Genomic DNA, 19,914 nt, shown 5'->3' with positions numbered 1-19,914 from the left:
ACGCCGATGCGCGCGGGGTCCAGCCCCAGGCGGTCGGCGTTGCCGCGCACCCAGCGCACGGCTGCCTTTACATCGTGCAGGGGCGCCGGCCATGCCGCCTCGCCGCTGAGGCGGTATCCGACCGATACGCCGGCGTAGTAGCCGCCGCGCACGAAATCCATGAGCCGGCCTGCGCCGTCGGCTTTGTCGCCGTGCATCCAGCCGCCCCCATGCAGGTAGAGGATCACGGGCAGCGGGCCCCGGTGCCTTTCCCGTGGCAGGTACAGGTCCAACCGCTGGCGCGGATTGGTGGTCAGCGCATAGGGTTGGTCCAGCGTGACGTGCACCGGTTCCCGCTCCAGCTCCTGGATGGACATCGCGCCGCTTGGGCCCAGATCGAACTCGTCACGGGGCGACTGGGCGCGCACGATGGCCGGCGCCATGCACAACACGGGGGATTGAAGCAACAGACGGCGCAGCATGTCGGTTCCTGAAGCGAAGCGGGAAGTCGGGCAAGCGTAGTCGGCCGGACCGCTTCAGGCAAGCCTGCGCCTCAGAACTTGCCGTGCCGGCCCTGCCCTTCGGCAAAACGCTGCGCGCCGGCCAAAGCATCGGGAATGCGCTCGCGTCCGCGCTGCCACTCCTGCAGCAGCGCTTCACCGAGGGGCAGGTCCCACTGGCGCTGGGCGCTCTCGCGATCGGCACGCATCGTGGCTTGCGGGAACGCCGCGAGCTGCCGCGCCAGTTCCAGGGCGGCCTCGCGCGCCTGCCCGGGCGGCACCACCCGGTTGGCCAGGCCCATGCGCAGGGCTTCGGCGGCTTCGACCTTGCGGCCGGTGAGGATCAGGTCCATCGCATGGCCCATGCCGATCAGGCGCGGCAGGCGCACCGTGCCGCCGTCGATCAAGGGCACGCCGAATCGCCGGCAGTACACGCCGAAGTAGGCGTCTTCTTCCATCACGCGCATGTCGCACCAGAGTGCCAGCTCCATGCCACCGGCCACTGCCGCCCCGCTCACGGCAGCGATCACCGGCTTGGCGAGCTGCAGCCGCGACGGGCCCATGGGGCCCAGCGCGCGCGAATCGTCGGCGGAGAACGCCAGGTCCAGGCCGCCGGTCTCGCCGGTGGCGGCCAGCCGGGCGCCGTACTGCAGGTCCCAGCCAGCGCAGAAGTGACCGAGCGCGCCGTGAAACACCGCCACGCGGGCGTGGGCGTCGTCCTCGAAGGCGAGAAAGGCCGCGTGCAGCGCTTGCGCGGTGGGACTGTCCACCGCGTTGCGCACCTCGGGGCGGGCCAGCGTGACCACCCACACCTCGCCCAGTTTCTCCGTCACCACCGCGCTCATGGCCACACCCCCACGCGCGGCGTGTTCAGGGCCGCATCCAGTTCGTCCTGGGTCACGTCGATCTCCATTCTCAGCAGCGCGCCGGCCATGGCCTTGCCCAGGTTGTCCAGGCGCAGATTGCGTGCGCCGCCACCCTGCAGCGCACCGCGCAGCACGAATTTCAGCGCAAGGATGTTGGGCAGCGGCCAGGCCTCCACCTCGCCGGGCAGCCAGGGCGCGAAATGGGCCTGCACGCGCTCAGCCGTGACCTCGCGCGCCAACAGCCGGTAGCCAGCCTCGTTCCAGGCGAACAGGCCGAAGTCCACCCAGTCGGCCTTGTCGCCGCTGCGCGCGTGCGCGATGCGCACCAGCGGAATGCGGATCGCGTTCATGCGCCGTTCTCCAACATCTCCATGCGCACACCTGCTTCCACCTCGGCTCGCGGTATGAGCGTGGGCCAGATGCCCAGCAACTCACTGGTGTTGTGCAGGCCGGTGAAACCGCAGGTGTACGCCGGACCGCTCAGGCCCATCCAGGGGAACAAACGGCCGAAACCATCGGCCGCGGCCTTGTCGGGTGTGCGCAGCACCATGCGCGTCCAGATCTCGTTGGACTGGTTCAACGCATCGGGTTTGGGCAGGGGCGCGAGCGCGCCGTGCGCCGAGTTCAGGCCCGGGTACTCCACGTACAGCTCGTCGTGCGGGATGCGCTTGTCCTGGAGCAGCGTGCGGATGGTGGCCTGCGCGGCCTGCGCCTTGTCCCAGGCATCGGGCCACGAGAAACCCCAGGTCACCTCGGCCTTGTAACCGTCGCGAAAGCCGGCCACCACCTTGAGCGTGTCGGTGGGCGCCGTGCCGCGCGCGCCGCTCAGGCGCACCCGGTCCTCGCCCTCGTCGAGGAGCTCGATGCGGCCCATGTCGAGCACCACGTCGGGTGAGAAGTAGGCGTGCGGGTTGTGCACCTCGTACAGCAACTGCTGGCGCACGGTGTCGAAGTTGACCCGCCCGCCGGTGCCAGGCGCCTTGGTGATGAGCGCTTGGCCGTCCTCCCACACCTGCGCGATGGGGTAGCCAATGTGCGCCAGATCGGGAATGGCCTGCCACGCACCCTGGCTGCCGAAGTTGCCACCGCTCCCCTGCCCCGAACACTCAAGCAGGTGGCCCACCGTGAGGCCCTGCGCGAGGCGGTCGAGGTCGCGGGCCTGCGTCGCTCCGGCAAGCGTCCAGCCCAGGCCGTGCACCAGCGGCCCCAGGAACAAGGCCGCATCGGCCACGCGCCCGGTCATGACGATGTCGGCGCCCGCATCGAGCGCAGCCACGATGGGTCGCGCGCCCAGATAGGCGTTGCCGAACACCAGGCGGTCGCGCACCTCGGCCAGCGGCGCGCCGGTGAAGAGGTGGGCGAAGGCACTGGCGGGCGCTGCGCCGTCAAGCAGGCGGGGCAGCACGTCGTCACCACTCACCACCGCCACCCGGGCCTGCCAGCCCCTGGACTTGAAGGCCGCGAGCACCGCCTGCGCCGCACCTTGCGGGTTCAGGCCACCCGCGTTGCACACGAAACGCACGCCGCGCGCGCGCATGAGCGGCCAAAGCTTCATCAGCAGCGGCACCACGTCGCGCGCGTAACCCTGGGAGGGATCGCGCTGGCGGTCTTTCTGCAGGATGGCCAGGGTGAGTTCGGCCAAGTGGTCGCTGGCGATGAATTGCACATCCCCGCGTTCGATGCTCGCGGCAATGGGTTCCCAGTTGTCGCCATAAAACCCGAGACCGGCGCCGATTCGTATGGACTTCATGATGGTTTTGATCTTGATGGCGCGTCGGCGACTCAGGATGGGGGACAACCCCTAGCGCCAGTCTCATGCAAGACAGCTATAAATTGCGCACACCTGCTGGGCAGACTGCCACAAAGATCGCAGCGCCACCCCGCCGCCACCGCGTCGACAGAACCATACAGGAGACATCGCGTGCAATTGCTGCAACTGCTCATCAGCGGTGTGGCCCAGGGCTGCATCTATGGGCTGATCGCGCTGGGTTTCGTGCTGATCTACAAGGCCACCGAAACGGTGAGCTTTGCCCAGGGCGATCTGATGATGGTGGGCGCCTTCGGCGGCCTGGCGGCGATGACGATGCTGGGTTTTCCGTTCTGGCTGTCGGTGCCCGCCGCCATTGTGGGCATGGGCCTGTTCGGCGTGGTGCTCGAGCGCGTGGTGATCCGCCCCATTCTGGGGCAGCCGGCCTTCTCCATCGTGATGCTCACCATCGGCGTGGGCTACACGCTGCGCGGGCTCATCACCATGTTGCCCAACATCGGCACCGACACCCACACGCTGCCGGTTCCCTATGCCAACGAGGTGCTGCGCCTGGGCGCGCTTGTGGTTTCGGCCGAGCAGATCGTGGTGATCGGCTCCACCGCCCTGCTCTGCGCCGGGCTGTTCGCCATGTTCCGCTACAGCAAGCTGGGCATCGCCATGCAGGCCTCATCGCAGAACCAGCTTGCGGCCTACTACATGGGCATTCCGGTCAAGCGGCTCAACGGCCTGGTGTGGGGCCTGGCCGCCGCCGTGGCCGCCGTGGCCGGCCTGCTGCTCGCGCCCATCACCTTCGTGCATGCCAACATGGGTTTCATCGGCCTCAAGGCCTTTCCCGCCGCCGTGGTCGGCGGCTTTGGCAGCCTGCCTGGCGCGATCGTGGGCGGGCTGATCATTGGCATCGTCGAGGCGTTCTCGGGCTTCTACCTGCCCGAAGGTTTCAAGGACGTGGCGCCGTACATCGTGGTGCTGCTCATGCTGGTGCTCAAGCCCAACGGCCTCTTTGGCGAGAAGCTGCGCAAGAAAGTCTGAGGCACCACGAACATGCGATTCCTCTTCAAGACCGACTACAACCAGGACATCCGGCTCGCCAAGCACGGCGGCCACAGGTTCTGGTACAGCCTGCTGGGCCTGTTCCTGGTGGTTGCGCCCTGGGTCATCCCGGAATACTGGCTGGCACAGCTCACCTTCGTGCTCATCTATGCCGTCGTGGGCCTGGGTCTGATGCTGCTGGCCGGCTTCACCGGGCTGTTTTCCCTTGGGCACGCGGCCTTTCTCGGGGTGGGTGCGTACACGCAGGCGATCATGGTGAACGCAGGCATTCCCTTTCCGCTGGCCCTGGCCTGCGCAGGCCTGCTCTCGGCGGCCGTGGGCATGGTGGTGGGTCTGCCGGCGCTGCGCGTCAAGGGCATCTACCTTGGCATGGCCACACTGGCTTTTGGCTTCATCGTCGAGGAAGTGATCGCGCGCTGGGAGCACGTGACCGGTGGCAATGCCGGTCTGATGGTGCAGTACCCCGCTCTCTTCGGCTGGGCCCTGGATTCCACCGAGGAGTTCTATTTCCTGTGCCTGGTTGTGACCGTGCTGGCCACGCTGGGCATCGTCAACCTCATGCGATCGTCCACAGGTCGTGCCTTCGTCGCCATCCGCGACTCGGAGATCTCGGCACAGAGCATGGGCATCCAGCTCGCGCGCTACAAGACGCTGAGCTTCGCGCTCTCGGCCGCGCTCGCGGGCATCGGCGGTGCGCTCTACGCGCACAAGATCCAGTTCCTATCGCCCGAGCAGTTCAGCATCATCCAGTCGATCGACCTGCTCCTGATGGTGGTGATCGGCGGGCTGGGCTCGATCCACGGCGCCTTCCTCGGGGCGATCTTCCTGATTGTGATGCCGCAGCTCATCGCGCTGGGCAAGGACTTCCTGCCCGAGGCCATCGGCCAGGCCGCCGGCCTGCAGGGAGCGGTGTACGGCATCGTGCTGATCGCCTTCGTGCTGTTCGAGCCCATGGGCCTGTATGGCCGCTGGCTCAAGGTGCGGACCTGGTTCCAGCTCTTTCCGTTCTATCGCAAGGGCCTGTTCAAGCGGCAGAAAACGTTCCAGAAATCGGATCGCCTGAAATGAACCAAGACGTGCTTCTTTCGGCCAGGAACCTGAGCGTGCGCTTCGGCGGCGTGCTGGCGGTCAACAACGTGAGGTTCGACGTGAAGCGCGGCGAAGTCTTCACGCTCATCGGCCCCAATGGCGCCGGCAAGACCACGGTCTTCAACCTGATCAGCCGCATCTACACGCCCACCACCGGCACCATCGACTACGCCGGCCCCGACGGCACGCTGCGCCTGACAGACCAGGCGCCGCACCAGATCGCCAAGCTGGGCATCGCGCGCACCTTCCAGAACATCGAGCTTTTCGAGCACGCCACGGTGTTGCAGAACCTGCTGATCGGGCGCCACACGCACCGCAAGACAGGGCTGTGGAGCGAGATCTTCTTCACCGGCAAGACCAGGGCGGCCGAAATCGAGGCGCGCGAGAAGGTGGAGCGCGTGATCGATCTGCTCGATCTGCAGCACCACCGGGAATCCATGGTGGCCGGTCTGCCCTATGGCGTGCGCAAGGTGGTCGAACTCGCGCGAGCCCTTTGCACCGAGCCCAAGCTGCTGCTGCTCGACGAGCCCTCATCCGGCCTGAACGTGGAGGAAACCGAGGACATGGCGTTCTGGATCACCGACATCAAGGAAGAGCTTGGCATCACGGTGCTGATGGTCGAGCACGACATGAGCCTGGTCTCCAAGGTCTCGGACCGCGTGCTGGCCATGAGCATGGGCACTGAGCTGGCCTCAGGCACGCCGGCCCAGGTCCAGAGCGACCCGGGCGTGATTGAAGCGTACCTGGGTTCGATGGACGACGTCTCCAGCCTGCGCCGCGAAAACCACAAGGTGACGGCATGAGCGTTGCAACGTCTGACGCCCCCGTGCTCAAGCTGCTCAACGTCGAGAGCGCCTACGGCCCGATCAAGGCGATCCGGGGCGTGAGCCTGCAGGTGCGGCGCAGCGAGATCGCCACCGTGCTCGGCTCCAACGGCGCGGGCAAGACCACCATTCTCAAGACCATCAGCGGCATCATCGACCCGCGCAAGGGATCGATCGAGTTCAAGGGCGAGAACATCACGGCGCAGGACCCCGCGCTGATCGTTCAGCAAGGCCTCTCGCATGTGCCGGAGGGGCGCGAGGTCTTTCCCCTGCTCTCGGTGCGCGACAACTTGCTGATGGGCGCCTACACGCGCAAGGACCGCGACGGTGTGGCGCGCGACATGGAGGTGGTTTTCAACTACTTCCCCATCCTGCGCGAGCGGGCGCTGCAGGATGCCGGCCTGCTCTCCGGCGGCCAGCAGCAGATGCTGGCCATCAGCCGCGCGCTGATGGCCGACCCCGACCTCATCCTGCTCGACGAGCCCAGCCTGGGTCTTTCGCCCAAGCTCACCAAGGAGATCTTCGAGATCGTGGTGCGCATCAACCGCGAGCGCGGCACCACCATCCTGCTGGTCGAGCAGAACGCCAACATGGCGCTCAACGCGTCCGACTACGGCTACGTCCTGGAGAACGGCCGCATCGTGATGGAAGACACCTGCGCCCACCTGCGCGAGAAGGACGACATCAAGGAGTTCTACCTCGGCATGAAAGAAACCGGGGCGCGCGGTGAGCGGCGCTGGAAAAAGAAGAAGAACTGGAGATAAGGCATGAGTTACCTCTGGGACCTCTCCCACATCCAGCCCCGCACCGACGTGGTGCTGCCCGGCGACACCATTCCCGCCCTCTTCTGGAACGGCGTGAAGAAGCGCGGTCCGGCGATCTGGATGCGGCAGAAGGATTTCGGCATCTGGCGCAGCTGGACCTGGGACCAGACCGGCACCGCCGTGCGCGAGATCGCCCACGGTCTGATGGCGCTGGGCTTCGAGGCACGCGAGACCGCGTCCATCCTCTCCAACACCACCATCGAATGGGTGCTCTGCGACCTGGCCGTGCTCAGCGCGGGCGGCGTGGCCAACGGCATCTACCCCACCGACTCGGCCGAACAGGTGCACTACCTGTGCGACGACTCGGCCACCACGGTGCTGTTCGTGGAAGACGACGAGCAGCTCGACAAAGCGCTGGAAGTGCGCGCCCAGTTGCCGCGCCTGAAGAAGATCGTCGTCGTCGACATGGACGGTCTGCGCGACCTGAACGACCCGCAGGTGATCAGCCTGGCCGCGCTGCGCGAGATGGGCCGGGCGCACCTGGCGCAACACCCCGGCGCGATGGAATCGCGCGTGGCCGCGGTGAAGCCGCAAGACTTGGCCATCCTCGTGTACACCTCTGGGACCACGGGCCGGCCCAAGGGCGCCATGCACAGCCACCAGGGCCTGGTCTACACGGTGCGCGGCTACAACACGCTGATCGCGCGCGACGAACACGACGAGTGCATGTGCTTCCTGCCGCTGTGCCACATCGCCGAACGCATGGGTGGCGAGTATTTCTCGCTCTACACCGGCGCCAAGCTCAACTTCGTGGAGAACCCGGAGACCGTGCCGGAGAACGTGCGCGAGATTGCGCCCACCGTTTTTACCGCCGTGCCGCGCGTGTGGGAAAAGTTCTATTCAGGCGTGATGATCACGCTCAAGGAAGCCAGCCAGCTGCAGCAGGCCGCCTACGGCTGGGCCATTGGCGTGGGGCAAAGGGTGGCGGACCTCGTCATGGCCCGTCAACCGGTGCCCAGCGCCTTGCGCCTGCAGTTCCGCCTCGCACGCGTGCTGGTGCTCGACAACGTGCGCAAGCTCATCGGCATCCACCGCGCGCGCTTCCTGGTCACCGGCGCAGCGCCCATCTCGCCCGACCTGGTGCGCTGGTACCTTGCCCTGGGTGTGCCCATGCTCGAAGTCTGGGGCATGACGGAGACCTGCGGCGCCTCCACCGGCATTCCCGCCGACCGCATCAAGCCCGGCAGCATCGGACCGGCCGCCACCTACAACGAGGTGAAACTGGACCCGAAGACCGGCGAGATCCTGGTGCGCGGACCCAACGTGTTCATGGGCTACCTGAACCTGCCGGAAAAAACCGCCGAGACCATCGACGCCGATGGCTGGCTGCACACCGGCGATGTGGGGCTGGTCGATGAGGAAGGGTTTTTCCGCATCACCGACCGCATGAAAGACATCATCATCACCGCAGGCGGCAAGAACATCACGCCCAGCGAGCTGGAAAACGAGCTGAAGTTCTCGCCGTATGTGACCGACGCCGTGGTGATCGGTGACAAGCGCCCCTACCTCACCGTCATCATCATGATCGACCAGGAGAACGTGGAGAAGTATGCGCAGGACAACGACGTGCCGTTTTCCAACTACGCCAGCCTCACCCGCGCGCCAGAGGTGCAGTCGCTCATCCAGGCCGAGATCGACCGAGTGAACAAGAAGTTCGCCCGCGTCGAGCAGATCAAGAAGTTCTTCCTGCTCGACACCCAGCTCAGCGCCGAAGACGAAGAACTCACCCCCACCATGAAACTCAAGCGCAAGCTGGTGCAACAGAAGTACGCCGAGCAGATCGATGCCATGTACCGCTGACGCGACCTCGCCCTTTCAACCCCAGGAGATCAGCCCGTGACCACCGCCCGCCTCACCTTCATCGCCCTCGCACTGAGCCTGTCGGCCGGCGCCGCCCTCGCCCAGACGCAGGGCGTGAGCAAGGACGAGATCGTTCTCGGCTCGATCCAGGATCTCTCGGGGCCGCTGGCGGGCTTCGGCAAATCCGTGCGGCAAGGCATGGTGCTTCGTGTCGACGAGATCAACGAGCAAGGTGGCATCAATGGCCGCAAGCTCCGCCTGCTGGTGGAAGACTCCAAATACGACCCGCGCAACGCCGTGCTGGCCGCGCAGAAACTCGTCAACCAGGAAAAAATCTTCGCCATGATTGCCCACCTGGGCACGGCGCAGAACATGGCGGCCATGCCGGTGCAGTTCCAGAAGAACGTGGTGAACTTCCTGCCCGTGACCGCGGCTCGCGAGATGTACGAGCCTTTCCACAAACTCAAGTTCGCCAACATCGGGCCCTACTACGAGCAGATGCGCACCTTCCTGCCGCGCATGGTGCAGGAAAAGAAGCCCAAGGCAGTCTGCGCGATCTACCAGGACGACGAGTTCGGCCTGGAGGTGCTGCGCGGCGCGGAAGAAGGCCTCAAGGCCGTCAACATGCAGATGGTCGAGAAGACCTCATTCAAGCGCGGCGCCACCGATTTTTCGTCGCAGGTGGCGCGCATGAAGGCCGCCAACTGCGACTTCGTCGTGCTGGGCACCATCATCCGCGAGACCATCGGCACCATCGGGACCGCGCGCAAGCTGGATTTCAATCCCACCTTCTTCGGGTCGCAGGCGGCCTACACCGACCTCATCCACAAACTCGGCGGCCCCGCCATGAACGGCCTGTACGCCACCATGACCACCCAGCACCCCTACCTGGACGAAGCCTCGCAGCCGATCCGCTTCTGGGCCAACAAGTTCAAGACCAAGTTCAACGAAGACCCCAACGTCTTCTCAGTCTACGGCTACAACGCGATCGACATCTTCGCGAGAGCGGCGGGCCGCGCCGGCCCGAACCTCACCACCGAGAGCTTCGTCAAGACCATGGACAGCCTGACCGTACCGTCCGACATCTTCGGATCGCCGGAACTGCGCTTCAGCCCCCAGCGGCGCTACGGCAGCATGGCCATGCGCCTGTCGCAGATCCAGGACGGCCGCTGGAAGGTGACCTCAGACTACGTGAACCAGTGATTCCGCATCCCGTGTCAACCACCCTTTACAGGAGACATCAGCGATGAAAACAACACTGACTGCCGCGGCCGTGCTGGCGCTGGCCGCCGGGCCAGCCCTGGCCCAGACGCAGGGCGTGAGCAAGGACGAAATCGTGATCGGGTCGATCCAGGACCTTTCGGGCCCCATCGCCGGCTTTGGCAAACAGGTGCGCATGGGCATGCTGCTGCGCGTCGATGAGATCAACGAACAGGGCGGCATCAATGGCCGAAAGATCAAGCTGCTCGTCGAGGACAGCAAATACGATCCGCGCAACGCGGTGCTGGCCGCGCAGAAGCTCGTCAACCAGGACAAGATCTTCGCCATGGTGGGCCACATCGGCACGGCGCAGAACATGGCGGCGATGCCGGTGCAGTTCCAGAAGAATGTGCTGAACTTCTACCCCATCACGGCCGCACGGCAGATGTATGAGCCCTTCCACAAGCTCAAGTACTCGTTCGCCGCCACCTACTACGACCAGATGAAGATCGTCACGCCTCTGCTCGCCAAGGAGAAGGGAGCCAAGAAGGTCTGCGCGATGTACCAGGACGATGAATTCGGCCTGGAAGTCAAGCGCGGCGCCGAAGACGGCCTGAAGACGATCGGCATGACGCTCGCGGCGGAAACCACCTACAAGCGAGGCGCCACCGACTTCGCCTCGCAGATGCAGAAACTGCAGGCCGACCAGTGCGATCTGGTGGTGATGGGCACCATCATCCGCGAGACCATCGGCGGCATCGCCACGGCCAAGCGCCTGGGCTTCAACCCCACCTTCGTGGGTTCCAGCGCCGCCTACACCGACCTCATCCACAAGCTCGGCGGCCCCGCAATGAATGGCTTCTACGCCGCCATGACGGTGCAGCACCCCTACCTCGACTCGGCCTCACAGCCCCTGCGCTTCTGGGCCAACAAGTACCAGACCAAGTTCAACGAAGAGCCCACGGTTTTCTCGGTCTACGGCTACGGCTCCATCGACGGATTCATCCGCGCCGCCACCAAGGCCGGGCCTGGCCTGACCACCGACAGCTTCATCAAGGCCATGGACACGATGAAGATCCCGCCGGACATCTTCGGCAGCGCCGAGATGACCTTCAGCCCCACCAAACGCCTGGGCAGCAACGCCACACGCTTGTCGCAGATTCAGGATGGCCGCTGGAAAGTGCTCAGCGAATACATGTCGTCCAAGGATTGAGTGCCGCGCCACCCGCTTCGGCGGGCCATGCGCGCAGCCGCCAGCGCCCCGTGCATTGGCGGTTTTTTTTGGCTGCCGCGGGGCGCGGCGACGTACGATGGCGCCACCATGTGGAACCCGGACCTCAGCCCCGCCACCGCTGCCCTGCTGGCCGACGCGCTGCTCGCGCTGCACGTTGGCATCGTGGTCTTCGTGGTCGGCCTGCTGCCGCTGGTGTTGCTGGGCGGCGCCCTCGGCTGGCACTGGGTGCGTCACGCGGGCCTGCGGATCAGCCACCTGGGCCTGATGGTCTTCATCGCAGTCCAGGCGTGGCTGGGCCAGCTGTGTCCTTTGACGGTGTGGGAGCAAGCGCTGCGCCGCACCGCTGGCCAGCCAAGCTACCGCGAGAGCTTCATCGAACACTGGCTTTCAAAGCTGCTGTACTGGGATGCCCCCTGGTGGGTGTTCGTGACGGCGTACACGGCTTTTGCTTGGGTGGTGGCATTGGCCTGGTGCTGGGTCAGGCCAACGCGGCGTCCGTGAGACTCGGCGCCGGCCTCAAGGTCGCGCGCGTTCGGCGGGCGCTATCTCTTTCACGGCCTTGAGGACATCAATGACGAGTTCAAACAGGTGCTCGGGCACCGGCTCGTCCACCTCCACCTGAGCCACCAGCGCGCGTGCGAGCGGAATGTGTTGAACGATGGGCACGCCGTGCGCGCGCGCCTCCCGCACGATGGCCTGAGCCTGCCAACCCGCGCCCTTGGCGAGCACGATCGGCAAAGGCGTTTCTTCCTGCTCGTACCGCAGCGCCACCGCGAGGTGCGTGGGATTGGTCACCACCACCGATGGCTTGCGACTGCCGCCACCCCCACTGTGAACAATTTCCTGGTGAAACCGGCGCCTTTCGCCCTTGATCTCCGGCGCCCCTTCGGACTCCTTGTGTTCGCGCTTCACCTCGTCCTTGGTCATCATCTGCTGCTTGGTGAAGAGCTTGCGCTGGATCAACATGTCGAAACCCGCGATGATGGTGAAGACGAATGCCGTGGCCAACAGCAAGGCTTTCATCAGCATGCCCAAACCGGTCGTCACGGGCTGGATACCGGAACCCGCCAGCAGCATGAGCGTGCCCAGGTTGTCGTGCACCAGCTTCCACACGATGCCGGTCAACGCCACCACCTTGATCACCGACTTCAGCGCCTCGATGAGGTTGCGCGCCGAAAAGATGTTCTTCACATTGGCCACCACGTCCAGCTTCTGGAAGTTGAACTTCATCTTTTCAGGTGCAAACACAGGTCCTGCGGTGACCAGTTCGCCGAAGATGGCGAGCACGATGACGATCGCCATCCAGGGCAACAGCGCGATGCTGAGCTCTTTCAATGACAGGGTCAGAAAGGCCCCCAGCACCGCGCGAAATGGCCCATTCGCGTGCGTGCCCGCCCATTCCATCAGAAACAGCATGGCATCGGCGAGTTGGGTGGCCGAAAACAGGAGGTAGCCCGCACAGGCCCAGATCATCAAGGCCTTGGACGCGTCCTTGGCATGCGCCACGTCACCCTTTTTCCGGGCATCGGTCAGGCGCTTGTGAGTGGGTTGTTCGGTCTTTTCGCTCATCGCACCAGCTTCCCGAGATCGGGCAGGATCACCGACATCGCTTGCGCGTGATCACCCAGATAGCCCATGAGCGTGACCAGGTACAGCGTCAGCACAAAAAGCGCAATGCAGGCCTTCACCGGCATGGCCAGAAAGAACACTGGCAACTGCGGAGCGAACATGCTCACAATGGCGAGCCCGATCTCGGCCAGCAACATCGCGATCATGGCGGGCGCGGCCAGCATCACGGCCAAACGCATCATCGCGTCGAAGAGCTTGAGCCAATGGGCCGGGAAACCCGCCTCCAGCGTGGGCCAGGTGGCGGCCAAGGGCCACACGGCGTAGCTCGCGTAATACGTCTCCAGCACCGCGTTGGCGCCGCCGTGCAGCAGGAACAGCACCAGATACAGCTGCAACAGCAACACGCCCAGCGGTGAAGTTTCGTTGCCCGTGAGGGCATCGTTCGAGTTGCCCACGGTGGCACCGTACTGGTTGGAGATGATGAAGCCGATGGCTTCTGCCGCCCAGAACGGCAACGCCAGGGCCCAGCCCATGAGGAAACCAATCAGGGTCTCCTTGAACAACAGGGCCACGAGCCAGGCATCGGTCGGCGAGTGCTCGCTGTACTGCGCCATGAGCATGGGCAGCGCAGGCAAGGTGAACGCCAGCGCAATAGCCACGCGCAACAGACTGGAAGTGGCCTGTTTGGCGAAGTACGGCAGCATGAACAGCAACGCCGTCAATCGCGCCATGCCCAGCATCAGGGCCAGCGTGGCGACCTGCACCTCTTGCATGTCCAGCATGCCTGCGCACCAAGGTTCAAACCCTTTCACCGTTCGCCGCGAGCCGGCTGGAGGTCCGAACTTTCCTTTCGAACCTGCGCACTCAGTTCGCCAACCACGTCCGCTCCAGCCATGCAATTTCCGGCGCCCACCCCTTCTGTACAGCACCCTGTGGCCGTGTCGATGCCGGACCTGCTCTCGCCCGGCCTGGCGAAGTCACTCGCGGAAGCCGGCTTCCTGGCGATCGATCAGAAGCGCTGGCCACAAGCCGAGCAGATCTTCTCTGTGCTCAGGGCGTTCCGGCGGCAAAGCGAGTTTCCGTACGTGGGGTTGTCCTTGATCGACTTGCTGCAGGGTCGCAGAGAAGCGGCCGCGCAATGGGCGAAAGAGGGCCTGGACAAGGCGCCTGGCAGCCGCGCGTTGGCCGAGTTGCTGGAAAAGGCCGTGCAAGGAGGGGCAAAGTGGTGAGCTCATTGAACATGTCGGCCGCGAACGCGGGGGTCTCTTCGGTTGCATCGGGGAAGTCGGAATGGGCGGGGCAGGCGAAGGCCGACAGCGAGGCATCCGCCGCGTCCTTCTCTGCCATGCGCGCCGCGCGAGCAGAAACCACTTCCGCTGTGGTCGAGGCGCCCAGGGCTGCGCCGGGCAATGCCCTGGCGGCGGACCGCCCCTTCACCCTGGGCGATGCCATTCTGAACACCATGAACCGCATGGGGCAGAGCGCGCGCGAGCATTGGCAACACGTCGCCGCGCCGTTGAACCCGGCGGTGGGGTTCAGCAGTGCGGACCTGCTCAATCGTCAGATGCACCTGCAGCGCTTCATGCTGGAAGTCCTTCCCATGACGCCTGCTCGCCAACTGGCGCTCCAGAGGGAGCTTGAGCGGGCGAGCGACGAGGTGACCCTGGCTTTGCGACGGGGTGGATCACCCCAGCAATACCGCGATCTCTGCCTGCTGAAGACGGGGGTCGAGGTGGCTCTGCAGGTTCTCGCGTCCTCCACGGCAAGCCCTGGCTGAGCGCGACATCCATTGCTTTTTGAGGAGACTTCCATGGCATTGTTCAAATCTTCTGGTGTCGACGTCCTTGGTTCTGGCATCAACATCGGCGCGGTGTACAGCACGCTGAACCCGATGCTGCAGGCCAACAACGTGCGCTTCCGAGACCTCATCCAGCAGTTGCAACAGCAGGGTGACATGTCGAGTCAGGATCTGTTGGCCGTGCAGCGTGAAACCGCTGAAATGGCAGAAGCCACGCAGCTGTCGTCGGAGCTCATGAAGTCGTTGCGCGACATGGTCAGCTCTGTGCTCAAGAACGTGGCTTGAGCTCGCGGCGCGATTGAGTCGATTCCATGCAAGCCGCCAAAGACCTGTCTCGTGCGCTGGAGAAGTTCGGTGTTGTGGGGTTGAAGCCTCGCGCCGATGGCCGCTTTTCGCTCAGCCACGACGGCGGCCGAAGGATCGACATTCACCCGCTCCCAGACGGACGGCTGGTATTTGAGGTTCACCTCGTTGACTTGCCCGAAGCCGACGCGGCCCGCGTGGCCTTGCTGGAGAGGGCATTGCATTTCTCGACCACTCGCCTGCCGGTGTGCCACGACATCCTGTGCCTGTCGCCAGACACCGACAGCCTGCTGCTGCAGAGCGAGGTGCCTGCGCGCGCCGGCCCTGTGGCGGTCGAGCGTGCGCTGGAGCGGTTCCTCAATGCCGCCGATGCCTGGTCGATGGAGCATGTCCGCGGCACTGGTTGATTCGGACGCGCGCTGGCACAAGAAAGCGCGAATATCGGCCATGCGGTCAATGGCCTTGTCGGCCAGGCGCCCACTCATCGTCCTAACCAATCCCGGACTTCGCATGCAACCGGTCCATGCGCCTCATTGACCTTCCCTCCTGCACCGACGTCGATGCATCCTCCCTCAGCGAGCGGGCACGTGCGCTGCTGCTGGCTGGTGGCGGCCCTGGTGCGCCCGCGCATGAAGCGCCGGCCTGCGGACAGGCGCACATTCTTCTCTGGACCCTGCTGGTGTTGCGGGCGTCGCGCCTTCGGCGATTTGCCGACCACGTCGGCATGCTGGCTGCAGGCGCCGCGTTGCGGCAGGTGCTGGAGGGCCGGCGTATCGCGGCCTTTCGCGAGCAGCTTGGCCACGAGCTTTTCCAGTTCGGCATGTTGAGAGCGCCGCTGATCGGCACCCTCTCGGGGGCACCGGCGGCTTTCGACGATCCTGGGCGCGTTGGCGTGGCCGTTCGAGAAGCCGGCGTCGCCGCCTTGCAGGCCTTCTGCCACGGCCTGGACGGTGAGCACCGCCACCTGCGCGCGCGCTTGTGTGCCCTGCTGCGGGAAATCGCGCCGATCGATCCCGCGCAGGTCTTGGCGACCGCCCCGAGCGGCGCCCTCCTTCATCGGGTGTTGCGCGAAGTGGAGCCGGTTCTCGCCAGCGCCCTCGATGGCGTCGGAGCCCTGCCATGAGGTCGGGAAAAATCATTCGCCGCGAGGAGGCCAACCTCTTTCGCCAGGCCGCTCAGGTCCTCGCGGACGCGCAGGCCGAGGCCGCCTCGCTGCTGGACCATGCGCGCCGCCAGGCGGAGGAAGAGGCCGGACGCATCCGCCGGGACAGTGCGCAGGCCGCGGCCCAGGAGACCTCCCGGCTCATGCTGCAAGCCATCGCCAGCCGGGACGCCTACATGACGGAAGTCGAATCGGAGCTGGTGAGCGTGGTCATCAACGCGGTGCGGTCGATCTTTGCCCAGTACAACGACCACGAGCGTGCGGTCCTGGCCGTCGGCAAGGCGCTCAAGGCCCTGCGCCAGCAGACGCAGGCCACGCTGCACGTGCACCCGAGCCACCACGATGCGCTGTGCGCGGCCGTCCCCGCGCTGCTGCGCGACACGCCCGGCCTGCAATCGCTGGTCGTGGAGCGGGATTCGCGCCTCAAGCCGGGCACCTTCGTGCTGAGGAGCGCCATGGGCCTGGTGGAAACCGATCTCGAATCGCAGTTGCGCGCGATCGAGAACGCCTTGGTGCGCAGCGTCAAGGCCTCGGACGCCGCCCGGCACATGGTGGCCGGCGTCCCGATCTGACCGACTGGCTCAGCGCGCGGGCGCCTGCCAGCCACCACCAAGCGCAGCCACCAGCGCCATGCTGGCCGCCAGCCGCTCGGCCTGCACGTCGAGTGCCGCGCGGCGCGCCGACAGCGCGAGGTTCTGCGCGGTCGCCACCTCCAGGAAGCTGATCTCGCCGGCCTCGTAGCGGTAGCCCACCACCCGCTCGTTCTCACTGGCCAGCCTCACCAACTGCTGCTGCTGCCGGTCCTGCTCGGCCAGCGTGGACAGCTGCACCAACGCGTCTTCCGTTTCACGCACGGCCAGGAGCACGCCGCCGCGCCAGGCCGCGGCCTGTTCGTCGTAGGCGGCGAGGAAGGTGGCCTCATCTGCGCGGCGCGTGCCCCCATCGAACAGCGTGGCCGCGAGTTGGGGCCCCAGCGACCAGACGCGCGCGGGCGCGTCCAGCAGGCGAGCCCAGCGGCTGGCCTGCAGGGTGCCGCTGGCCGAAAGCGTCAGGTCGGGCAGCCAGGCGCGTTGCGCCACGCCCAGGCGCGCGTGTGCGGCGGCGAGCGCGCGCTCGGCGGCAGCCAGGTCCGGGCGGCGGCGCAGCAGCTCACCAGGCAGGGCGGCGGGAATGGCGGGCACCACCGGCAAGGCACCGTCGCGCGCGGCCATCGGGTAGTCCGTGGGCGTGGAACCCGCCAGCAGCGCCAGCGCATGGGCCTCGAGCGCGCGCTGGCGCTGCAAAGTGAACACCTGCGTGCGCAGCGACTGAAGCTGGGTCTCGGCCTGGATCACGTCGGCGCGCGCCACCAGGCCGGCTTCGTATTGCAGTTGCGTGACCTGCAGCGATCGCGCGTAGGCCTCGTCCGCCTGGGCCTGCAGCGCCAGCTGTGCGTCCAGGGCCCTCAGCCGCACGTAACCCTGCGCGGCCGCCAGCTGCAGCGCCAGGCGCGCGGCGTCCAACAGCGCGGCCTGCGCCTGGGCCCCGGCCGTGGCGGCCTGCCGCGAGAGGGCGACTCGGCCCCAGAGGTCGGGCGACCAGGACAGGTCCAGGCCCGCCGCGTACAGCTGCCTCGTGCTGGCGCTGGCGCCTGCGGCCGCGTTGCCGCCGCTGCGTGTCACGGAAGCGCCCGCACCCCATTGCGGCAGCGCCAGTGCGCGTGCGGCGTCCACCTGGGCCAGCGCCTGGCGCCAGCGCGCCTCGGCCTGGGCCAGCTCCGCGTTGGCTTCGCTCACGCGGCGCAGCAGGCGGTCGAGTTCGTCGTCGGCGTACACGGCCCACCACGCGGGCTTGATTGCGGCGTCTGTCGACGACGCCCCGGCGTGCTGGAAACTGGCGGGCAGCGCGATCTCGGGGGCGCGGTAGTCGTTGCCGGTGGCGCAGGCCGCCAGCAGCAGCGGGAGGGCGGCGAGCGTGAGACGGGGGGAAGGCAAGGTGAAGGGCATGGGTTCAGGCGGTCTGGGCCGCCACCGGGCTGGGGCCATGCACGCGGCGGCGCAACCGCTCGAGCGCGAGGTAGACCACGGGCGTGGTGTAGAGCGTGAGCAGCTGGCTCACGGCCAGGCCGCCGATGATGGCGATGCCCAGCGGGCGGCGCAATTCGGCGCCTTCGCCCAGGCCCAGCACCAGCGGCACGGCGCCCAGCAGCGCGGCCAGGTTGGTCATGAGGATGGGGCGCAGGCGGCGCAGCGCGGCTTCGTGGATCGCCTCCTGTGGCGTCAGGCCGCGCGTGCGCTGGGCGGCCAGCGCGAAGTCAATCATGAGGATGGCGTTCTTCATCACCACGCCGATCAGCAGGAACAGCCCGAGCAATGCGATCAGGCTGAACTCGGTGTCCGAGATGCGCAGTGCCAGCAGCGCACCGACCCCCGCCGAAGGCAGCGTGGAGAGGATGGTCAAGGGGTGCAGCGTGCTTTCGTACAGCATGCCCAGCACCAGGTACACCGTGACCAGCACGGCCAGGATCAGCCAGGGCTGGCGCTTGAGCGTGGCCTGCAGGCTGTTGGGGTCGCCGGCGCGCTCGCCGGTGGAGATGCTGGTGGGCAGCAGCAAGCCGTTGACGGCGCGGTCGATGGCCTGCTGCGCCTGCTGCAGGCTGACCCCGGGCGCCAGCGCGTAGCTGATGCCGGCGGAGGCAAACTGCGCGTCGTGCTGCACGCGGTCGCGCGTGAGGCCGTAGCGCCAGGTGGCAATGGCACTGAGCGGCACGCGCTCGCCCGCGTCGTTGAGCAGTTGCACCTGCTCGAGTGCGGAGGGCTCGCTGTTGCCGCGCGGGTCGGCCTCCATCACCACGCGGTACTGGTTCAGCGGGTCGTACAGCGTGGCCACCTGGCGCTGCGAGAAGGCGTTGTTCAGGGCCGTGGTCACGGTGTCCATCCGCACCCCCAGGCGGCGGGCGGCCTCGCGATCCACGTTCAGCACCACCTGCTGCGCGTCTTCGCCGGCACCGAAGTCCACGTCGGCCAGCTCGGGCAGTGCCCGCAGCGCCTCGCCCACCGGTTTGGTCCAGCCGCGCAGGTCTTGCAGGGAATCGGAGCGCATGACGAACAGGTACTCGTTGTCGCCCCCGCCGCTGGAGAGTCGGATGTCCTGGTCCACGTTCACGAACAGCACACCGCCGGCGATCTTCGGCGCGTTGGCGCGCAGCCGCGCCACCACGGCCGAGGCCGGCTCGCCGCGCTCGGCCAGGGGCTTGAGGCGGATGCGGAACCAGGAATTGCTGGTGCCGGTGCGCCCGCCGCTCACACCCGTCACGTCGGCCACGGCGGGGTCGGCCACCAGCAGGCGGCGGTAGGCCTCCACTTTGGGCTGCATCCCCTGGAAGGAGAAGCCGTCGTCACCGCGCACGAAGCCGCCGAGCTGGCCAGTGTCCTGCTGCGGCAGCATGCCCTTGGGGATGGCGACGTAGAGCCACACGTTGAGCGCCACGGTGCCGGCCAGCAACAACAGGATCAGCACGCGATGGCGCAGCGCGAACCCCAGGCTGCGCGCGTAGCCCGATTGCACATCGGCCAGCAGGCTGGCGAAGCCGCGCGCCAACGGCCCCGGTGGCCTGGGCGGGCCGGCCGGCAAGCCATGCGCGCACAGCGCGGGCGTGAGCGTCACCGACACCGCCAGCGAGATCAACATGGCCGCCACCAGGGTGATCGAGAACTCGCGGAACAGCCGCTCCACCACACCGCCCATGAACAGGATGGAGATGAACACCACGATCAGCGCCAGGTTCATCGCCAGCAGGGTGAAACAGACCTCGCCCGCGCCAGTGAAGGCCGCGCGCCAGACCGTGCGCCGCCCGACCTCGCGCCAGCCATGGGCGGCCTGCGCCGCACGCGAGCGTTCGATGTGCCGCTGGATGTTCTCCAGCACCACGATGGCGTCGTCCACCACCAGGCCGGCGGCCACGATCAG

The 19,914-nt window shown here is 66.5% G+C and carries 22 protein-coding genes; 14 read left to right on the top strand and 8 right to left on the bottom strand.

Translation table 11 applies throughout. The features are described 5' to 3' along the window. The 4 genes from KIT86_RS19840 to KIT86_RS19825 form a co-directional block, all read right to left on the bottom strand. The coding region (locus KIT86_RS19840) for an alpha/beta hydrolase (protein ID WP_297401564.1) at window positions 1-461 on the bottom strand (461 nt) is incomplete at its 3' end. 71 nt (window positions 462-532) lie between these two features. Continuing rightward, window positions 533-1,324: a crotonase/enoyl-CoA hydratase family protein gene (locus tag KIT86_RS19835; RefSeq protein WP_297401562.1), complete on the bottom strand. Its 792-nt coding sequence runs from the start codon at window positions 1,322-1,324 to the stop codon at window positions 533-535. Then, window positions 1,321-1,695 (bottom strand): hypothetical protein, encoded by a 375-nt coding sequence (locus KIT86_RS19830; protein ID WP_297401558.1) that lies wholly within the window; start codon window positions 1,693-1,695, stop codon window positions 1,321-1,323. Before KIT86_RS19830 ends, KIT86_RS19835 begins: the two co-directional genes overlap by 4 nt. Further along, window positions 1,692-3,095, bottom strand: a complete 1,404-nt coding sequence (locus KIT86_RS19825) for an acyclic terpene utilization AtuA family protein (protein ID WP_297401556.1) — start codon at window positions 3,093-3,095, stop codon at window positions 1,692-1,694. Before KIT86_RS19825 ends, KIT86_RS19830 begins: the two co-directional genes overlap by 4 nt. Window positions 3,096-3,266: 171 nt before the next feature. Between KIT86_RS19825 and KIT86_RS19820 the strand changes: the two genes are divergently transcribed. The 8 genes from KIT86_RS19820 to KIT86_RS19785 all read left to right on the top strand — a co-directional run bounded on the left by KIT86_RS19820 (window position 3,267) and on the right by KIT86_RS19785 (window position 11,635). Continuing rightward, entirely contained in the window at window positions 3,267-4,142 is an 876-nt protein-coding gene (locus KIT86_RS19820) for a branched-chain amino acid ABC transporter permease (protein WP_297401554.1), read from the top strand. A gap of 12 nt (window positions 4,143-4,154) precedes the next feature. Beyond that, window positions 4,155-5,231, top strand: a complete 1,077-nt coding sequence (locus tag KIT86_RS19815) for a branched-chain amino acid ABC transporter permease (RefSeq protein ID WP_297401552.1) — start codon at window positions 4,155-4,157, stop codon at window positions 5,229-5,231. Then, the gene (locus KIT86_RS19810) at window positions 5,228-6,055 is read left to right on the top strand and encodes an ABC transporter ATP-binding protein (RefSeq protein WP_297401550.1); all 828 of its coding nucleotides are present in this window, start codon (window positions 5,228-5,230) and stop codon (window positions 6,053-6,055) included. Before KIT86_RS19815 ends, KIT86_RS19810 begins: the two co-directional genes overlap by 4 nt. Beyond that, entirely contained in the window at window positions 6,052-6,840 is a 789-nt protein-coding gene (locus KIT86_RS19805; protein ID WP_297401548.1) for an ABC transporter ATP-binding protein, read from the top strand. Before KIT86_RS19810 ends, KIT86_RS19805 begins: the two co-directional genes overlap by 4 nt. 3 nt (window positions 6,841-6,843) lie before the next feature. Continuing rightward, complete coding sequence (locus KIT86_RS19800) at window positions 6,844-8,700, top strand: long-chain fatty acid--CoA ligase (protein ID WP_297401546.1); 1,857 nt, start codon at window positions 6,844-6,846, stop codon at window positions 8,698-8,700. Window positions 8,701-8,736: 36 nt separating this feature from the next. Beyond that, the gene (locus KIT86_RS19795) at window positions 8,737-9,903 is read left to right on the top strand and encodes an ABC transporter substrate-binding protein (RefSeq protein WP_297401544.1); all 1,167 of its coding nucleotides are present in this window, start codon (window positions 8,737-8,739) and stop codon (window positions 9,901-9,903) included. Between the two features lie 43 nt (window positions 9,904-9,946). Then, entirely contained in the window at window positions 9,947-11,113 is a 1,167-nt protein-coding gene (locus KIT86_RS19790; protein ID WP_297401542.1) for an ABC transporter substrate-binding protein, read from the top strand. A gap of 108 nt (window positions 11,114-11,221) precedes the next feature. Beyond that, window positions 11,222-11,635 carry a DUF2784 domain-containing protein gene (locus KIT86_RS19785; protein ID WP_297401540.1) on the top strand — a complete coding sequence of 138 codons (414 nt, stop codon included), beginning with the start codon at window positions 11,222-11,224 and terminating at the stop codon, window positions 11,633-11,635. 15 nt (window positions 11,636-11,650) lie between these two features. On the opposite strand, the gene sctU is transcribed toward KIT86_RS19785, so the two are convergent. Both sctU and sctT read right to left on the bottom strand, forming a co-directional pair. Next, window positions 11,651-12,703 (bottom strand): type III secretion system export apparatus subunit SctU, encoded by a 1,053-nt coding sequence (sctU, locus tag KIT86_RS19780; protein WP_297401538.1) that lies wholly within the window; start codon window positions 12,701-12,703, stop codon window positions 11,651-11,653. Then, a complete protein-coding gene (sctT, locus tag KIT86_RS19775) occupies window positions 12,700-13,485 on the bottom strand; it encodes a type III secretion system export apparatus subunit SctT (RefSeq protein ID WP_297401535.1) in 786 nt (261 codons plus the stop codon). Before sctT ends, sctU begins: the two co-directional genes overlap by 4 nt. Window positions 13,486-13,596: 111 nt before the next feature. On the opposite strand from sctT, the gene KIT86_RS19770 reads away from it, so the two are divergent. The 6 genes from KIT86_RS19770 (at window position 13,597) to sctL (ending at window position 16,538) form a co-directional block, all read left to right on the top strand. Then, window positions 13,597-13,932 carry a hypothetical protein gene (locus tag KIT86_RS19770; RefSeq protein ID WP_297401534.1) on the top strand — a complete coding sequence of 112 codons (336 nt, stop codon included), beginning with the start codon at window positions 13,597-13,599 and terminating at the stop codon, window positions 13,930-13,932. Beyond that, window positions 13,929-14,480: an EscE/YscE/SsaE family type III secretion system needle protein co-chaperone gene (locus KIT86_RS19765; RefSeq protein WP_297401531.1), complete on the top strand. Its 552-nt coding sequence runs from the start codon at window positions 13,929-13,931 to the stop codon at window positions 14,478-14,480. Before KIT86_RS19770 ends, KIT86_RS19765 begins: the two co-directional genes overlap by 4 nt. A 33-nt stretch (window positions 14,481-14,513) precedes the next feature. Further along, window positions 14,514-14,786 (top strand): hypothetical protein, encoded by a 273-nt coding sequence (locus KIT86_RS19760; protein WP_297401530.1) that lies wholly within the window; start codon window positions 14,514-14,516, stop codon window positions 14,784-14,786. Window positions 14,787-14,812: 26 nt separating this feature from the next. After that, window positions 14,813-15,211: a CesT family type III secretion system chaperone gene (locus KIT86_RS19755; RefSeq protein WP_297401528.1), complete on the top strand. Its 399-nt coding sequence runs from the start codon at window positions 14,813-14,815 to the stop codon at window positions 15,209-15,211. 116 nt (window positions 15,212-15,327) lie between these two features. After that, entirely contained in the window at window positions 15,328-15,927 is a 600-nt protein-coding gene (locus KIT86_RS19750; RefSeq protein WP_297401526.1) for a hypothetical protein, read from the top strand. Further along, entirely contained in the window at window positions 15,924-16,538 is a 615-nt protein-coding gene (sctL, locus tag KIT86_RS19745) for a type III secretion system stator protein SctL (protein WP_297401524.1), read from the top strand. The genes KIT86_RS19750 and sctL overlap by 4 nt, the downstream gene beginning before the upstream one ends. Before the next feature lie 9 nt (window positions 16,539-16,547). On the opposite strand, the gene KIT86_RS19740 is transcribed toward sctL, so the two are convergent. Together KIT86_RS19740 and KIT86_RS19735 are read right to left on the bottom strand one after the other, a co-directional pair. After that, a complete protein-coding gene (locus KIT86_RS19740; RefSeq protein ID WP_297401522.1) occupies window positions 16,548-17,939 on the bottom strand; it encodes an efflux transporter outer membrane subunit in 1,392 nt (463 codons plus the stop codon). Window positions 17,940-17,955: 16 nt separating this feature from the next. Beyond that, window positions 17,956-19,914: efflux RND transporter permease subunit (locus KIT86_RS19735; protein ID WP_297401520.1), on the bottom strand; the 1,959-nt coding region annotated here is incomplete at its 5' end.

Source organism: Hydrogenophaga sp. (assembly GCF_026125825.1).
Lineage (GTDB): Bacteria > Pseudomonadota > Gammaproteobacteria > Burkholderiales > Burkholderiaceae_C > Hydrogenophaga.
Note: the sequence above shows the minus strand (reverse complement) of the source record. Positions and strands in the feature narration are given on the sequence as shown.

What these genes read in the sequence shown, in the direction of transcription:
- KIT86_RS19835 (WP_297401562.1), bottom strand. Translation starts at nt 1,324, where the DNA reads ATGAGCGCGGTGGTGACGGAGAAACTGGGCGAGGTGTGGGTGGTCACG.
- KIT86_RS19830 (WP_297401558.1), bottom strand. Translation starts at nt 1,695, where the DNA reads ATGAACGCGATCCGCATTCCGCTGGTGCGCATCGCGCACGCGCGCAGC.
- KIT86_RS19825 (WP_297401556.1), bottom strand. Translation starts at nt 3,095, where the DNA reads ATGAAGTCCATACGAATCGGCGCCGGTCTCGGGTTTTATGGCGACAAC.
- KIT86_RS19815 (WP_297401552.1), top strand. Translation starts at nt 4,155, where the DNA reads ATGCGATTCCTCTTCAAGACCGACTACAACCAGGACATCCGGCTCGCC.
- KIT86_RS19810 (WP_297401550.1), top strand. Translation starts at nt 5,228, where the DNA reads ATGAACCAAGACGTGCTTCTTTCGGCCAGGAACCTGAGCGTGCGCTTC.
- KIT86_RS19805 (WP_297401548.1), top strand. Translation starts at nt 6,052, where the DNA reads ATGAGCGTTGCAACGTCTGACGCCCCCGTGCTCAAGCTGCTCAACGTC.
- KIT86_RS19800 (WP_297401546.1), top strand. Translation starts at nt 6,844, where the DNA reads ATGAGTTACCTCTGGGACCTCTCCCACATCCAGCCCCGCACCGACGTG.
- KIT86_RS19790 (WP_297401542.1), top strand. Translation starts at nt 9,947, where the DNA reads ATGAAAACAACACTGACTGCCGCGGCCGTGCTGGCGCTGGCCGCCGGG.
- KIT86_RS19785 (WP_297401540.1), top strand. Translation starts at nt 11,222, where the DNA reads ATGTGGAACCCGGACCTCAGCCCCGCCACCGCTGCCCTGCTGGCCGAC.
- sctU (WP_297401538.1), bottom strand. Translation starts at nt 12,703, where the DNA reads ATGAGCGAAAAGACCGAACAACCCACTCACAAGCGCCTGACCGATGCC.
- sctT (WP_297401535.1), bottom strand. Translation starts at nt 13,485, where the DNA reads ATGCTGGACATGCAAGAGGTGCAGGTCGCCACGCTGGCCCTGATGCTG.
- KIT86_RS19770 (WP_297401534.1), top strand. Translation starts at nt 13,597, where the DNA reads ATGCAATTTCCGGCGCCCACCCCTTCTGTACAGCACCCTGTGGCCGTG.
- KIT86_RS19760 (WP_297401530.1), top strand. Translation starts at nt 14,514, where the DNA reads ATGGCATTGTTCAAATCTTCTGGTGTCGACGTCCTTGGTTCTGGCATC.
- KIT86_RS19755 (WP_297401528.1), top strand. Translation starts at nt 14,813, where the DNA reads ATGCAAGCCGCCAAAGACCTGTCTCGTGCGCTGGAGAAGTTCGGTGTT.
- KIT86_RS19750 (WP_297401526.1), top strand. Translation starts at nt 15,328, where the DNA reads ATGCGCCTCATTGACCTTCCCTCCTGCACCGACGTCGATGCATCCTCC.
- sctL (WP_297401524.1), top strand. Translation starts at nt 15,924, where the DNA reads ATGAGGTCGGGAAAAATCATTCGCCGCGAGGAGGCCAACCTCTTTCGC.